At 35.5% G+C, this 16,124-nt stretch carries 9 protein-coding genes and 1 pseudogene; 2 read left to right on the forward strand and 8 right to left on the reverse strand.

Annotated features, from left to right (window positions below):
- The first annotated feature begins 1 nt into the window (after position 1).
- Entirely contained in the window at positions 2-601 is a 600-nt protein-coding gene (locus tag OZD70_RS05605; RefSeq protein ID WP_275021431.1) for a COQ9 family protein, read from the forward strand.
- A gap of 22 nt (positions 602-623) precedes the next feature.
- Positions 624-932, forward strand: a pseudogene (locus OZD70_RS06155) (hypothetical protein); the annotation flags it as partial.
- Here OZD70_RS06155 and rsmD read toward each other — a convergent pair.
- The 8 genes from rsmD to OZD70_RS05645 all read right to left on the reverse strand — a co-directional run bounded on the left by rsmD (position 890) and on the right by OZD70_RS05645 (position 16,063).
- The gene (rsmD, locus tag OZD70_RS05610) at positions 890-1,438 is read right to left on the reverse strand and encodes a 16S rRNA (guanine(966)-N(2))-methyltransferase RsmD (RefSeq protein WP_275021433.1); all 549 of its coding nucleotides are present in this window, start codon (positions 1,436-1,438) and stop codon (positions 890-892) included. The pseudogene OZD70_RS06155 and the gene rsmD overlap by 43 nt on opposite strands.
- Positions 1,439-1,554: 116 nt before the next feature.
- A complete protein-coding gene (locus OZD70_RS05615; protein ID WP_275021435.1) occupies positions 1,555-2,190 on the reverse strand; it encodes a WD_0853 family protein in 636 nt (211 codons plus the stop codon).
- A complete protein-coding gene (locus tag OZD70_RS05620) occupies positions 2,180-5,383 on the reverse strand; it encodes a TrbL/VirB6 family protein (RefSeq protein WP_275021437.1) in 3,204 nt (1,067 codons plus the stop codon). Before OZD70_RS05620 ends, OZD70_RS05615 begins: the two co-directional genes overlap by 11 nt.
- A gap of 90 nt (positions 5,384-5,473) precedes the next feature.
- Positions 5,474-8,428: a TrbL/VirB6 family protein gene (locus OZD70_RS05625; RefSeq protein ID WP_275021439.1), complete on the reverse strand. Its 2,955-nt coding sequence runs from the start codon at positions 8,426-8,428 to the stop codon at positions 5,474-5,476.
- Positions 8,425-10,836 (reverse strand): TrbL/VirB6 family protein, encoded by a 2,412-nt coding sequence (locus OZD70_RS05630; protein WP_275021442.1) that lies wholly within the window; start codon positions 10,834-10,836, stop codon positions 8,425-8,427. Before OZD70_RS05630 ends, OZD70_RS05625 begins: the two co-directional genes overlap by 4 nt.
- Positions 10,837-10,869: 33 nt before the next feature.
- Positions 10,870-13,359, reverse strand: a complete 2,490-nt coding sequence (locus OZD70_RS05635) for a TrbL/VirB6 family protein (protein WP_275021445.1) — start codon at positions 13,357-13,359, stop codon at positions 10,870-10,872.
- Positions 13,352-15,757 (reverse strand): VirB4 family type IV secretion/conjugal transfer ATPase, encoded by a 2,406-nt coding sequence (locus tag OZD70_RS05640; protein ID WP_275021447.1) that lies wholly within the window; start codon positions 15,755-15,757, stop codon positions 13,352-13,354. The genes OZD70_RS05635 and OZD70_RS05640 overlap by 8 nt, the downstream gene beginning before the upstream one ends.
- 9 nt (positions 15,758-15,766) lie before the next feature.
- A complete protein-coding gene (locus tag OZD70_RS05645; RefSeq protein WP_007548615.1) occupies positions 15,767-16,063 on the reverse strand; it encodes a type IV secretion system protein VirB3 in 297 nt (98 codons plus the stop codon).
- Positions 16,064-16,124: the final 61 nt, after the last annotated feature.

Raw genomic sequence — 16,124 nt, forward strand, 5'->3', positions numbered from 1 at the left:
CGTGGAACAAGATGAAATAAAGTTAATAATAGATAAGCTAATTAGGCTTATTCCATTTGAAGGGATAAGCGATGAAACCCTATTAAAGGTGTGTACAGACCTTAATCTAGCTAGTAGCTTTTGCAAATTTCAGAATGGAATATATAGCGCTTTGGAGCACATAGCAGAGGACTTAAATAGCTCAATGGAAGCTGAACTAAGAAACTCCAATTTAGAAGACATGAAAGTGCGAGAGCGAGTAAAGTTAGCTATTCAAATACGCCTTTCAAACTACGCTAAGCTACCGAATTATAGAGAACTTTTAAAAAATGTTTTATCATTCTCGGTATCACCAAAAAATACATATTTTTCTAGTAAACTTTCATACAGAACTATTAGCGCGATTTGGTATGGCATTCATGACCAATCAACAGATTTTAACTACTATACAAAAAGAGCAATATTAGCTGGAGTGTACTTAAGTACGATACTTTTTTTTATCAATGATTATTCAGAGGATTTTGCGGATACTTTATCGTTTCTTGATAAACGTATCAACAATGTCATGACATTTCAAAAATTCAAAACTCGCTTAAAAGGAATCATAGGAAATTTCTTATAAGCTATTGATTGTTGGTAGAAAAGTACTTGAACACGATCCTTGAAACACGGAGTGTAAGAACAAAAATATTCATGCTGATCACAAAGAACATTTAGTTTATCATGAAGATAACGGTAGTATAAAAAAGTATGAAGAAAAAGAAAATAAATTTATTGAAGAAGCACGTGAATATTTAATAGACTATGAATTTAATAAAAATTTTGATCTAGAGAAGTACAGAAAAAGTGGTTTCTTTGGAAAATTGACGGAAATAGAACTGGAACTCATCAATGAAAAGTATATGCAAGTTCAAGTTAATAGAGAAAGAAAAATTATTCTTGCTATACCGTAGGTACGTTCCAAGATTATACTGAAGTTTTTATTGCACTCAAAACCTTCATTTTTTCTAATCTCTAGAATTATCAATGCATCATTACTTAACCAGCCTGAGTGAGCTAATCCATCTAAAGTTGATTCAACCAGATTGCTATTGTAAGGCGGGTCTATAAAAACTATGTCGCATTTTGAAATAGGTTGTGGCAATTTGTTAGCACTGCAACAAATTAGCGTGACATTGTCCGTAATTCCAAAATCTTCTGCTGTTTTTTTAGGCAATTGCAAATTGTAATAATCTGAATCCACCATGAATGCATGATTAGCACCGCGAGAAAGCGCTTCAAATGAAAAAGAGCCACTTCCGCAGAATAAATCAAGTACATTCAAGTTATAAATAGGTTTTCTTGAGGAAAGTATACTAAACATTGCTTCTCGGACAAAACTCATAGTTGGCCGTGCAGCTAAATGCTTACCTGTGGCTATTTTCCTTCCGCGATATTTTCCCGCAATAATACGCAGCATACTAAATAACCTCCAAAATAATTAATTATTTATACTATATGATTAATGTCAATATGGCTTTAGCAGTTTAATAGAGAGAAGCTATCGAGTTGCTTGTAAGAAAAACACAAGACTCATCAGTTATTTTTTTTTGATTTGCCTGTTGCATTTATTGCTTGACCAATCTCATCTTGTAAATCACCATAATCATTTCTTTCATCGTGATTCATCCTTTCAATTCTGCTTTCTAACTCTAACTTAATTATAGTATTGATTCTATCTATATCATCGAGGAAATCTTTACATTCTTCATCACTATATTCTTCACCAGATGATTTTTTTTCAATAAATAGACTTTTAAACTTTGTGAGATCAGAATTCTGATCGGTATTCAGTACAACATTTCTCTCTATAAAGCTAAGATCTGATAGTAATAAGCTAACCTCTAATAAATCTTCACTTTTCACGTTTTCAAGGTTTTCAAGGCTTTCTAAAATACTAAACACCTTAAGTTCTTCTTGCACAATTTCTTTATCTTCCTTATCAAATTCGGATAATAACTCATGATTATCTATGAATTTCTCACTCAAAGCTTTATTCAATTTAACGAAGTCGATGTCGTTATCTGGCAATGTATTATCTAATAATAGATCCACTCTTGCTCTGCGCGCATTCAAGATGTCATCATAGTCATTTAACTTTATATTGCCATCATCGTCTTGCTGCAATTTATAATAATCAAGACCTTTGAAATTTTTTTTACTAGTCTTCATTGTTACCCTCATCTCCACTTCTTTCTCTTGGCTCATCTGGTACACCTCTTTTTATTGATTCATTTGGCTGGCTCTCGCCTTGTTTTGGATCTGGCACACTTGATTGATTGTTACTACCCTCATCCTTATCTCTCTCTGGTTCTCTCTTACGTCCAATGGTGTAATCATGAAGCCTTTCAAGGAATTCCCGCCTATATTCTTTCGCCCTATAGAGTAGGTTATGATCATAGCCATGCTTCCAAGTAAACTTCATAGCATCTTCTATCGTATAGCCCAAGTGTGATCCCACGTATCCTTTATAATATTCCAAATATCTGTTAATCCTTCTATGTGCAATATCTTCTTTATCAACTCCAAATGCCCTGTAAATTTTTTCTTCAAGCTTATCAACATCATGTTTAGGCGAAGTTAGAAATTTTGTTGCTTCAATAGTGGCACTTACAAATTTACGTGGCACATTAATAGCATGTTTCAGCACACCTCCAACTCCTGGTATCCTGCCCACTAGATTAGCTGCACCTCCAGCTAATCTGTCTGGTAAATGAGTAGCCCAACTGCCTACAGACTCTAGTTTTCCACCAACAAAATCTTGCCACCAATGTTTTAATTCTCCTGCTAAGCCAGTCAAAGGTGATGCTTGATACATACTAGATATGCTGTAAACGCTGTATCCACCACCGGCAATACTTGAGCCCATTTGTTGTACGAACTCGCGCAGGGAGAACATTAAAAATGAAAGCAAGAATAATACAAAGATTTCCCCTGCATTGATTAAATAACCTCTCTGTATGTCTTGCACCCTTTGGTAATCGCTATTATTTTGATAATCTTGATTTAAGTCAGAGAAATTTTCCAATTTACAGCTTTTATCACTTTCCATCACCTTTTCCACTAAAGACCTTATTTTACTTTTTAGATCTAGTCTTATGATACCATTTCTATAATCATTTATCATCTTTCGATAATTGTTGCATTCGGTTCCATCTTGTATAGATTGACAGTAGTGCTTTGTTATTTCACTATCCATACTACCTATCTTTTTTTCTATATTGTTGATTAACAATAGGATATCAGCCTTTTCTGACGCATGGGATAAACTATTTGTTAAACGCACTAAATCTTTCGCACTACAGCTATTATCTACTACCATATCACTCTCTGCTATATAATGGTCTGCTGGATTATTTTTAGTGCCAGGAATTGGATTAAAGAAAGGGTAATCTATATAACGAAAGCCTTTTTCAATATAATCCGGTGGAAGAGGGATATATCCAGCGCCTCCAGTAAACTTTATTGTACCACCTTCTCTGCTTATCTTTTCTATACCTTCTATGTTCTTATCTACGTTCAGCGGAGAAGCTTCTCCAAGAGTGTAAGGTACGAAAATTTGCCCTGGGGTCCAACTAAAGTACTGCTTATCAACGATACAAAAACCGCCAAACACCCATTTTGGAGCACATAGTCTCACCTCGAACCATTTATTGTAACATACAGTAAAACCTAATTGCCTATAAAAGGTGTTCATTATAATTGCAGCCAGCAATGACAGCAGAGTAAATATCATGATCGATTGCAAGCAAAAACTAATACAGAATTTTATCCATCCATCAAACAGACTTTTCAGCGGTGAAAATAAAATAGAGATCAGGAACAATGGCATGATAGCTATAAGAAAAGCTATACCCATAAAGCCAGAGAGAAATATTATGTAAGCATATAAACATAGCAGAAAATATAAAACGATTCCTATGAGAATTGCCGGTATCATAAGGAGGCTTGCCCACATTTGGTAATGTAAAAACGCTGCAAACTTTTTCCAAACAGAATAAGCAAAAAACTTATTGAACATGTCCTCCATGAAGCTAAACAACTTAGCTTCATCTCCTTGAGCAATACTTCCGTTGTTCATGTTGGGAGCAAAATTAGTAATTATGCTTATCAATTGTTCAAGGCCTTTGATGAATAAAACGAGAAAATGATCATAGAAAAATCTAAAACTTCCAGGAGATATAAGCACTATTACTAGAGTGATTTTCATCATTCTGATGAGCATATCAGGCTTAGTTTCTCGTATCATGCCAAAAAGATAAAGAAGCGATAAAATCATTACAAATAGAACAAGCAAGGAAAGAACAAAATTGTGAAAGCTCGTACTTTTTTCAGCTATATTTTCGAACATAGCTTGTGCAGCTGCAGGGTCGTTACTGTCAAAATGTTTTTCACAATTCTTGTTGATTAATAACACACATTTTAGGTAGTGATAAATATAATCAAAAAATCCAGAGTCACTTGGTTTTCGCACTCCGCTCAAAAATTCAAAAGAGTAGCCACCTATATTATCTAAGTAATGTCTATCTAATATTTTTACATATATTTTCCATCCTTTTTCTAACTTTACCTGATCACAATTCCTTTCCTTTAATCCCGTGTTATTTCTTTTTAAAGTAAAAAGCCCGCTTCCATTTTCTGCTAAGGAATTGTAACCTAGATGCACAGTGGGAGATTCAGGGTTGCGCATAGATTTCAGATTTTCGTTAGGATCTGGTTCCATGGTCTTTTTACCATCTGTATCTGTAAAAGTTCTTCTAAATAAAAGATAAGCACCATGACCGTTGGTAAACCAACATGGAGCACCACGTGATACTGTGTTTGCGCTATCATCTTCATTAATGCACTTGCAATTTACAGTGCAACTTGCATTAGGCTTACTTGAAAATTTTTGTATGCTAGGTTTATAATCATTACAAACTAAGTGAAAGTCAGGTAAGCTGTTGTCACTTTGTTTATCTTCAAATTTGGTTGCATATTTTAGCTGTTCCAAGCCTTGCAAGCTATAACCGCTTTTAGATTCTTTCTTATTGTCATTACTCCAAGACGTCCATGCACCATTAACTCGTACCACTAAGTCATCTCCATTGGTTTCTAATCCAGTATCTTCCCACTTCACCACTTGGTTATGGTGGAAACCATAATTAATTTCTCCAGTTTCAGGATCAATAACTTCTCCATCTTCTGGAATAAACGCATCGTGGTCGCTTGAAAAATGAGCGCTTACTGCAATAGGTTTAGGACCGAAATAGTCAGCAGATATGCACCTTGGAAAAGGCATATCGTTCTTACTACAACCTATGATCAGCACATAAGCTGCAAGAAGTAATACCCTAAACCAACATTTGCCTAAGCGTGATTGCATATCTAAACTTTTTCCAAATATAGAAATAAACTTCTAAAACTTTACTTAAAATATCTTTTTAATTAGTTACTCCATAACATCATTCATATCTTACCCCTCTTCATTTCCTTCCTTGTTTTTAGCTTTATCACTAGGATCACTTCTTATTGTTTCATCAGGATTTTTTTGCTGACCTGATTGTTTTGGTGCTTCAGGTTTAGAGCTCCCCCTCTCCTTTTTATCAGGACCTTTTTGCTTACCTGATTGTTCTGGTATTTCAGATTTAGGGCTCACGGAATTATCCTTCACGTTAACTTCCGTCCGATCTTTACCCACTTGTTGCCTAATGTTCTGTATCATACCTTGCGTCTTATTATCAAGGCCAACAGACGACAGTATAGATTGTGATGCGCTTGTGGCAACTTGACCAACACTGCCAGCAACTCCCCAACCAGAACCGAATATTGCTTGTGCCATAGCTTCTGATGCATCAACGAAAGCTTCCATTGCTTTGGCAATAATGAAGTATATTAGTGCCTGGACTAGATCTATAGGTAATGCTGCAAAGTGCCCGCCAGTTCTTTCTCCGGTACTGAGTGCAACATCAACGCTAGTGCTAGGGCCATATCCAAGAGGTAGTATTGATTTTATGAGACAGAAATCATATGATAAGAAATTGATACTAATTAAACATTGATAGCATGCAGAAAAATTCGTGAGATTGTATAAAACTGAATACATCAATTGGTTTAAGAGGGACAGGGATGAAAATAGAATGACTGGTTGTACTGCAACATGAGCCAGTGTTTTTATCCAGTTATCAAACAAGGACTTAGTCTGTTGAAATAAAATAAACACGATAAACAAAGGTGTTAACGACAATAAAAACGCTACTAAAACAGTAGATATTACATATTTCAATGTAGCGCTAATAATGCATTTTAAGAACATAAAAGTAGCGTAGAGTATTACCAAAAAAGCAATAAAACCAAAAGGACCAGAGAGCATTAATGATAAAAACTTCAGCCATGTTTCTCCTGTGAATAATACTCCCGCTGTTAAGTCTAAGAATGCAAATTTTCTTCCCCCTTCCCCTATATAGCCAGAAAAGCTATCAACTAAATAAGTACTACCATCTACAAAAAGTCTGGATAAAGTTGTACCAAAGAGTTCCCAACTTCTATCGCTAAAGGCAAAAGCTATAAATGCTATCTTGAACATTCTTACAATGAAATCAAATTTACTTAGCTGTATTGTTCCAAGCATATAGCCAACGACAGTAAATATAACGTATAGAGTAAGCAAAGCTCTTACTCCCTGAAGGAGACCTTTTATATATCCTTTATATGAATCTTTAACATTGTCTTTAAATCCTCCTGTTGCAAAATCAAATATCTCGTTTATAGTTGATGAGATAGAATCGTTAATTTTCTTTTTGACAAACAAGTTTATACTGTACTTATTGTTTTGATAATATTTGCCATCTTTGTCTGTGATGTCCTCTCTCTCTACGTTTCTTACATCGATACCAAAATATATCTTCTTAGATTCTTTATCTGTTAAATGACTTCCATTTATTATATAATAGTCCACATTATCCTCTGTTTTTTTATCCAAGTTCTCTACTTTTTTGAAATCATTAGTCTCTGGTGCAGATGGATCCTCTTGCGAGTTATCACCCAAGTACATATACAACTTTTTACCACTATCAAAGTTACATGACCTAGTTACTTTAACGTGGTACCCGCCCCTATTACGGTAATAATAGCCATGGTCTGCAATAGCAAGCATCACACTGCTATCGGGAGTTACCTTGTCATTTACTGGATAATCCTCATTCAACTTCAAAGAAAAATCCTCAAAATTATCGCTAATTTGTGAACACACATTACCCTGTCTTGCACCTATTTCATTATCTGGAAAACATTGAATACCTTTAGCAGTATCTTGGTCATCAAGATCACCAATTTTTGCAACAAGAGCCTCAGCCCAAGAGTTATCATCTTCAGTAAAACTACCTGCTTTGACATTTTCTTCCACTTTCTTTAAATAAGAATACATATCACATTTGTCGTTTTTATTATCATATTTTTCGTATCTTATAGAAGAGACACAGTTCTGTTTTCTTGCTTGACCTAAATTATAGTTCCATATACCCTCTTTGCTGTAACATATATTTTGATAGTAACAGTTAAGCTCATAAGAGCTGTACTTTTTTCTCTCATCAGGACTACAGTTTTTTCCATCACATAACTCGTTCAATCCTATTTTAGCGCGGCGTAAATCGAGTAGCGAACCATTGATCCATGGACTTTCGTTTTTAACATAATCTTTATTAAAATGCACCTTATTATCGTATGGAGTGTAGCCGTTGCCAACTAACACTCTCCTTTTTTCCATGTTTTCTTTGCTAAGCTGCGGAAATTCTACTGTAGTCCTTTTACTATTATCTCCACAATAAAACGTTCCTCCATTGAGCATGTCTTCTATCGTAGCTTTTTTATCTCCTGTTTCAGTGCTATAACAATTGTTATCAAAGCTGGTACCTTTTCCTCCTGGATTGTTATAATCAATTTTCATATCTCTGGAAACTAAGCTAAAGCTTAACTTGTCGCCAGGATTTACTTTAATTCCAGTGTCTACATAACGTCTCTTACTATAATAGGATTGATCATTTCCGAACCTTTTGCCTTTACACACTTCTTGTTCGTCAAGACCGAAATTGTCAGCTAACTTGTCATTATTAATGTCTCTAGCTCCCTCGTAATCTGGTTCTGAGTTATCCACACAAAACACAGCTGGCACAAGTACTTTCCTTGGATTTTTGTCTTCTTTAAAAGGGCAGAAATTTACTGATCCATCGAGGGTGAATTTGATTTCTTCATCCTTGCTAATTATCTGACCAGAATCAACCCAATGAATTTTAACTTTTTCATCTGCTTTATGAACTGGAACATCCACATTAACGCTGATATTTCTGCTCTGCAACCCAGGTTCGACACAATCCATGTTACAAGCAGTGATTGCGAAACATAGTATCAATAATAGTGATCTTTTACTTATCATTGTGGGCCTCCTGTAGGTATCTTAGGTCCTTGAGGTCCTTGAGCCCTTTGCGGTATTTGAGGTCTTGATGCATCTGACTGTTGAGAAGAACCCCCTCCTCCATGTCTTCTTTGAACGCTTTGTTCATCTAACCCTACTATTCCCAGCAAGCTTTGTTGATATTGTTTTCCAGGTTCGCTTGCCACATAAACACCAAACAATGAGTCAGATACTGCAGAAGAGGCTTTAACTAAAGCCTTCATAGCGTGCCCCAAAATAACAAAAGCCATCATAGCGGTAATATTAGGTGTATATTTGGAAGCATAACCATAGAAGATACAAGGGTTAAAAATCTTTAGGTTAATACTAAGTATACACGTAGAGCAGACTTCAAAATCAAATACTGAATATATGATATAATCCATAACTTGACTTATCAGTGATATAAAAATTAAAAGCACTACTGGATGAATCGCAAATCTTGCTAAATTTTTAACCCAATTGTGAAACATATGCCTAGTACGTGTAAATAGGAGGCAAATAATAAAGATAGGCGCTAAAGATAGCAATAACGCAACTATCACTATAGATGTAATAAAAGAAAATAAGGCATTAAAAATGGATAAGCTCACTGTGATTAAACCCCAAATCACCAAGCAAAAAGATACAATGCCCAAAGGGCCAGAAAATATAAGAGATACTATTAACAATACTGAATGCGATGACAAGAACCTATTGAGCGGCAAATCAAGAAACTCAAAAACATTTGAAGTAGTGCCTCTGAAATTTGCTATTTCTATTAACTGTTTTGGGGTGTTAATAAAAATAGAAAATGCATTGTTATAAAAAAAATTCCAACTGTTGTCCTGCAGCAGCTGGGTAATAACTCCTATCTTTACGCATATAATTAGAAACTCATATATAGAAATATGAGTTAAACCAAAAAAGTAGTAAAGGGTATATAAGGTTATGTATAATACTAACAGCGATATTATCGTAGATCTAATGGTGTTTGTTCTGCTTGATTTTATAAAACTTTCATAAAGAGACTTTACAGGACTAATATCAGAGTGAATCGCGTTGGGGTCTTTATAGCTGGAACCAAAAAATGCAGTTTTTACTTTTTCGTCAAAAAAATTATAGATTGCACTAAAAGTTCTTGTAGGTAGCTCTTTAGTTGTGAGGTTAATGCTAAACTGACCTTCATTTTTATAATCGCAGCCATGGTCTCTTATTCCGTAATATATGGTGCCTGTTTTGTCTTTTAACTTTTCTTTTATGCTTTCCATATATTGGATGTCATGAACTTTGCTGATATCCACAGATATATCTCCCTGGGTTTCATCAGGGTTATGCTCAGGGAATTTATCAGAAACGTGTATATATAAGTTGTTTTCTAGACTATGGTTCTTTGTTACTCTTATGTTGAACCCGCCTTTGTCATTTGTATTGTAGCAGCTTTTGTCATTTCTGCTACATAGACTAAAAGTTAAACTTGGTATTTGATGGTCATTCTCCATCTTATGATCACAACTAGTACATAAACCACCACTTGAAATGTGTTCAAGAGTTTCATTATCCATACCAACTTTTAGAAATGTAATGTCAGTTTTTACCTGCTTTTTTTTCAGTATGTTACTAATAGCGTTAACATCATCAGACCGGGATATCTCACCCTCTATACTATTGTATTCAATATACACGCAATCTTTGTTTCCACTGCCAGAAGAAAATTTACATATACGTTTACAGAGTAAATTTAAAATGCGCGTATCTATCTTACTTGCACTGCTCTCTGAAAGCTTGCTGCAATCTATATTTTCTCCTTGTTTCATAGAGTGAATAATATTTTCAATTTCCTTTTTTCTTTCATCTTGATCTAACTTCGAAAACCAGTACTCTCTTCCACTCAACCATTGCGCATCGCCTATTATATATTTATTAGGACATATCCCATCCTTGCCACCTTGGCATTTCTCTTGATTTAAAACATGTGCAAAATGTTCCGTTTCTTGCTCGCTACACTTTTCGTCGATTTTCACATACCTGATTTTTGTCTCACTCTCTTTATCTTTACACACTTTACTTCCAACAACACTAAAGCTTATCGTATCGCCAGCTTCAAGTGCAAATGGTAATGTAACGTCATTTCTCCCAGGCCCAATTGCAAAATCTGTATACTGCTTAGGACAAAAATTAACCTTACTAGGCACTATATTAATCTCTGTTACGCTTCTTATCCCATCTGAGATGTAAACACCGGAATCAATCCACTTCTGCTCTGTTGACACTATATCTAGTTTTTCACGCAAACCTGATAAATTTTCTGGCTTAATACAGTTATCCTCCCCGCATCCAGACAATAAAAAAAGCACCACAAAACTTATGCACAATTTACCCAAGTTTTGGTTACTTAAACGTTTAAGCATCTGTTACTTACCTTAACTAGCATCACCACCACCTTAGTTAATCTTTTCGCTGGAACCTTTACCACTATTTCCACCTCCTCCACCAGTACCTCTTGCCTTCTTGACAGCCGCAGCAGCAGCTTGACCAACACCTCCAGCAGCAGCTTTGGCAGCAGATAAAGCTTTGCCCACCATTTGTCCAGGTGTATGACCTGATCCAAGTGCTGATCTATAGTTACCAGCAAGTTCGGCAGCCATACCAGGAAGAATAGTTAAAAAGTGGTAAAATAAAAACAGTACTAAACATAACTTCAGTAATTCTCCAAGTATAGAATTACTAAATTCAACATACTTAAAATCAACCAGACCAAGTAGCGCAGCCTTCTCCCATTTCCACTCTTGCAGCATGCATGCTAAAGTATTTGGATTGCTAGCACATTCTCCTTTTTTCAGCTTAAACCATTGTTTCTTGCTACTACCTGAGGCCCTTAATTTGTCCTCATATTCCTTGTCTTGCTCAAAACTCAGACCCCTGTAAAAGATTTTGTCACATGCTATAAACATAAAAGATAGAAACGCAAAAAGGATAACCGGGTATAAGCTATAGGTGATTAATTCTTTTACCCAGCCATCAAAATATCCTTTGGTGTGTTGAAATAAAACCATAGGAATGAACAAAGGTGATAAGATGACGATTACACTTAAAGCAACTAGAGATAAAATAAATACATAGCACAGCCACAAAATAACCATCATCATCAAAACGGCCATAAATATACAGACAATGGCTACTAAAATTTGTCCACCAGCGAAAATAATACCGATTATCGAACCTGCAACTAACAAGACAGGAGCAGCACCAAGCAAGATTGCTAACGTTACAACACTTCCAGTACCAATTTTGCCACCAATCCCTTCTAAAGGTGCTCCTAAATAGAATAGAATCCTACAATCAAGCCTGTCCCAAGGAGCGAGATAACTGTAAGATACCTTCTTTCTTGCACGATCGTATTCATAATCCTCTGCTTTGTAGTTACATATACCTTTACTTTCAGATGAAGCTTTCAGCACTATTTCTGACAAACCATTTGAGAGACGAGTTAATTCTCCATAGTAATGAGACATGGTACTGCCTGTTGTAAAATAAATCACTAAAGCGAATTTAATAATCAACATGTACATCTCTTGTGGACTGCGAACTCCACCAGACATAGCTTTTATAGAAAACAGTATTAAAGCCAAAACTAGGACAGCAGTTACGGTGTTTTTTAGCTTTTTCTGTGCTACAGATAAGAAACTGCCCTTGTTATGTCCATTTTGATCGTTAAGTGGGCTGCCACTTGAATCAATACCTGCAACTAAATTATCTAACGATTCCTTAATGCATTGCACTATCATAGAAGTGATGGGAAGAGGAGCTAATGATTTACTCCCTGCCTGATTGTAGCAAGCTTCAGAGACATACGAGCTAAAACAGCCTTTATTGTTGTAACCTACAAAAATTTTTCCTTCTTTTTCTTTGTTTCTGATAGTAGTTTTATAGTTATCATCATTGCCAATAGGAATGTCTTCCTTCCCTGTATCATCCTTGTTTTTGAATATCATCACAGATTCTTCACACATAGGAGCAAGCGGGTCAGGTAGTAATTCCGTGCATCCCATATCAACCCCTTGCGGCCAAGGAGTCATTTCGATACCAAGCATTCTCACACTTGCCAGCTCCACACACAACCTGCCCATTTTTCTCACTGCTTTGAATGTAGCTCCATGTATGGTTTCGCTTTGCCCAGCTTTAAGAACTTCACATTTCAGTTCACCATCAACTTTTGGCGACCATGACCCATCTACGTATCCAGTGTCCTTCTCTCTAACATCAAAGTCTATATCACTAAAAAGATTACCAAACGTTAAGGGGTTTCGATGACATACTTCTATATATTCACTGTATTGCACTCCATTTTTGGGCCAAAAATAATTCCTATATTCGTTATTCATAGTATCTGAGTTGTTAGAGTCTAAAATCTCTTTTTCTGTTTGTTTTCCATCTTTTCCTGATTTTCCTTGTAATGCAGAAAAATATTCGTCTTCTTTTTGATAATTTTTATCTGTGTGGACACTATAACCTGTATCTTTTAATTTAAAGTTTTTATATTTTCCATCATGGTCACGTGCAACTGGGTGTCTAACAAAACTATGCTCACAAACAACAAGCCCCCCTATTGCTTTCCAGACTCCAACAACTGCAGCTATCATACCAACAATAACAAAAGCAGTAAATAAACCAGCAGAAGAGACGATCAAAATAACGCCAGTCCATACTGCACCAATAGCAATTGCTATCCCAGCGATTGCTGCACCTGTCTTAAACGCTCCACAGTCAGGATTAGAGGCACGACTGAAACTGCCAGTAGAATTAAATCCGCTAACAAATTCTGTCTTGTCAGTACCACTTACTCCATCTGCAAGCACTGGATATGAGAGTAAAAAGTCTATATTTAGTAAAAATATCGCAATTAATAGCAATGACAGCTTAGTCTTAAACATTTTTTACCTTCTGATAAAATATAGGCAACCATACTTTTGGGTTGTCCCCAACTTCATTTAATATATCGTGTAACAATAGAACACTTTCTGCACGTCCGGATAATACGTTGATTATATCATCCAGGTCTTTTAAGTCTATTCTAGCTACTACAGCATTAACTCCTTGTTTCACCAAAAAGAATCTAGTGCTTGGATCTGTGTGCTTGATTAATATATATTCACGTTCAGTTAACATAAAAACATCCCGATAGACACTAGTAGCTTTCAGATTTGGTAAAAAAATCTGTGTCGCTGTTTGTTGTACAAGCGTATCGCTAATAGCACTTTTACTTGCATCCTCAACACTCTGAGTAGCAAAAATCACAAAAGCATTTAGTTTTCTCAGTACCTTCAACCAGTCTTTTATCTTGGGTGCAAAAACTGGATTATCTATTAATGCCCATGCCTCATCAAGAACGATAATGGATGGAGTGCCATCAAGAGATATACTAATCCTATGAAATAAATAAATCAATACTGGTCCAAGGGCAACAGGATCTTTGAGCAAGCTAGCCATCTCAAAACCAAATACTCTTGCTCGTGAAAAATCTAGCAAATCTTCTTTATTGTCAAATATTGCAGCATGAGAACCATTATCATGCCACATAGATATTGCTCCAGCTAGAGTATCAGGACCTGCAAGCCCTAAAAACGGTACAAGGTTTCTCAAGAATCTGTCTTCTTTTCTTAATTTAAAATTTCCTTCAATTGCATCATTAATTCGTGCAATATCTTCTGAAGTAAATTTATCATTATATACCGAAATTAAAGACTTTATCCACTCCATTAAAAATGTTCTATTATCAGAGGTGTCATCAAGTTGCAAAGGATTAAAATTTGTTTTAGTTCTTGGTTCTATTACAGTATAGATACCACCAAGTGCTCTTAAGAAAATCTCTGCACCGCGATCTTTGTCAAAAAAGAATACCCTTGGAGAAAACTTCATCGCTTGGGCACACAAGAAATTCATTAAAACAGTTTTACCAGCACCAGTTGGGCCAATTATCATAGTGTGTCCAACATCCCTTATATGAAAGTTGAAAAAAAATGGAGTACCAGATGTCGTGTCAAAAACTGTAACAGCATCTCCCCAGTGGTTATTGAATTTATTGCCAGTAGGATAATTATGTTGAGATGCAAATCCAGCCAAATTAAGACTACTTATTGTAGCTTTTCTCACTATATAATCGAAATTACCAGGAATTTGCGCCCAAAATGCTGGTTCAAGGTTAACTCTCTCACGGACAGGATAAACACCGCAATTAGAAAGCTCTGATTCTACCAACGACAGAGCGTTATCCAATGATTTAGGACTTTTTTCTATACATAAAATAGTCAGGTGATGTTGACCAAAGGCAATCTTACCACTCATTGCGTCATCAAGCGCTTGAGAAATTTCTGCTATTTGAGAAATAGCTTTATCTGCAGACTGTATCATTCGATTTTGCTGTATCTGCATTTTTCCAATCGCCATTTGCCTGTTTATAAATTGAAAAGATTGCGTAATTATAAACTCGTAAGGAAGTTGTAAAAACGAATCAAGCATTCCTGCAGAAGTATGATTTCCATATTCTTTGATACTAATTATTCCAGCATATTTACTCCCATTATGAGTCACAACCTGTATTATCTTACGGCCAAAGAATAACCTATGTACTGGTAAGTATCTTGATATTTCAGTTCTTAGCGGAAAAAGCGTATTTGTAACGAAGCCACAATTTACAATTCTAGATAGAAACTCCATTACTTCACAGAACAAACCATCTGGAGTTTCTTTTACTCCAAGGATTTTAGGCGAATAATTCCTAAGGCTTGTCACTACACGATTTGTCGTTTCCTCTAAATCTTCATACGTGGCACGCATATCACTTTCCCAAGCATGTTTTGAAGTTACATGTCCGAATTTTTTTAGTAGATATGACAAAAATTCTACTCCTTTTGTGTCTGCTCTACGGATAATCGTAATGTATAGGTCATTAATAAATGATTGCCTTGTTGCGTGTTTTTCTCTCCATTTTAGATTTACGTGATTAGCGAAAAAATTCGGCAAACCTTGACTTGCAAATTCATCAGAAAAAATATTTTTTTTACGTCTGATAGTATGAAAATACAAACTAAATGCAGGAGATGAAATGCTTCTGAGCATCTGATTCCTGATATTATTTTGTATTACTAAATCCTCGTCATCGGCGGTTTCAAATGCAAAGCCACTTAATTTTATAACCTTAACCAACCAATTTTCTTTTGTCATCAAGGTTGTGCTATTCCAATAGCAAGAATAAGGAATAAATTCAGCAGCGTGAACTTCCCTGTTCAGAGTAGGTTTACTCTTTGATTGAATAGTCCTAAACCTCAGCATCACACAACATTAAGCAATATCATAAGAATTGGCTCCATGATAAAAACGATTTAAACATTTCGAGCACTTTCCTAGTTTTACCATAAATAATTCAATAAACAACGGTTCTTTTGCAGAAGCTATATAGCCAAGTCCATGTATACCTGGTAACATTAAGAGAATCACTCTCAAATCATTTGAATTAATGAAAATTAGCATGCAAATCAGGACGTTTAATATTGCAAACATATAACTCACGCCAAAGAGCATTGCAGGCCTTGTAAGACCTTTAAATAATTGATCTGTTTGTATACTACCTGTGGACATATCTTTAACCTTCTAATAATAACTAATACTATATCATTATATTAAAAATCCATTGAAACTA

The organism is Wolbachia endosymbiont of Drosophila tsacasi, assembly GCF_028982115.1.
Taxonomy (GTDB): Bacteria; Pseudomonadota; Alphaproteobacteria; order Rickettsiales; family Anaplasmataceae; genus Wolbachia; species Wolbachia pipientis_B.

What these genes read in the sequence shown, in the direction of transcription:
- rsmD (WP_275021433.1), bottom strand. Translation starts at nt 1,438, where the DNA reads ATGCTGCGTATTATTGCGGGAAAATATCGCGGAAGGAAAATAGCCACA.
- OZD70_RS05615 (WP_275021435.1), bottom strand. Translation starts at nt 2,190, where the DNA reads ATGAAGACTAGTAAAAAAAATTTCAAAGGTCTTGATTATTATAAATTG.
- OZD70_RS05620 (WP_275021437.1), bottom strand. Translation starts at nt 5,383, where the DNA reads ATGCAATCACGCTTAGGCAAATGTTGGTTTAGGGTATTACTTCTTGCA.
- OZD70_RS05625 (WP_275021439.1), bottom strand. Translation starts at nt 8,428, where the DNA reads ATGATAAGTAAAAGATCACTATTATTGATACTATGTTTCGCAATCACT.
- OZD70_RS05630 (WP_275021442.1), bottom strand. Translation starts at nt 10,836, where the DNA reads ATGCTTAAACGTTTAAGTAACCAAAACTTGGGTAAATTGTGCATAAGT.
- OZD70_RS05635 (WP_275021445.1), bottom strand. Translation starts at nt 13,359, where the DNA reads ATGTTTAAGACTAAGCTGTCATTGCTATTAATTGCGATATTTTTACTA.
- OZD70_RS05640 (WP_275021447.1), bottom strand. Translation starts at nt 15,757, where the DNA reads ATGCTGAGGTTTAGGACTATTCAATCAAAGAGTAAACCTACTCTGAAC.
- OZD70_RS05645 (WP_007548615.1), bottom strand. Translation starts at nt 16,063, where the DNA reads ATGTCCACAGGTAGTATACAAACAGATCAATTATTTAAAGGTCTTACA.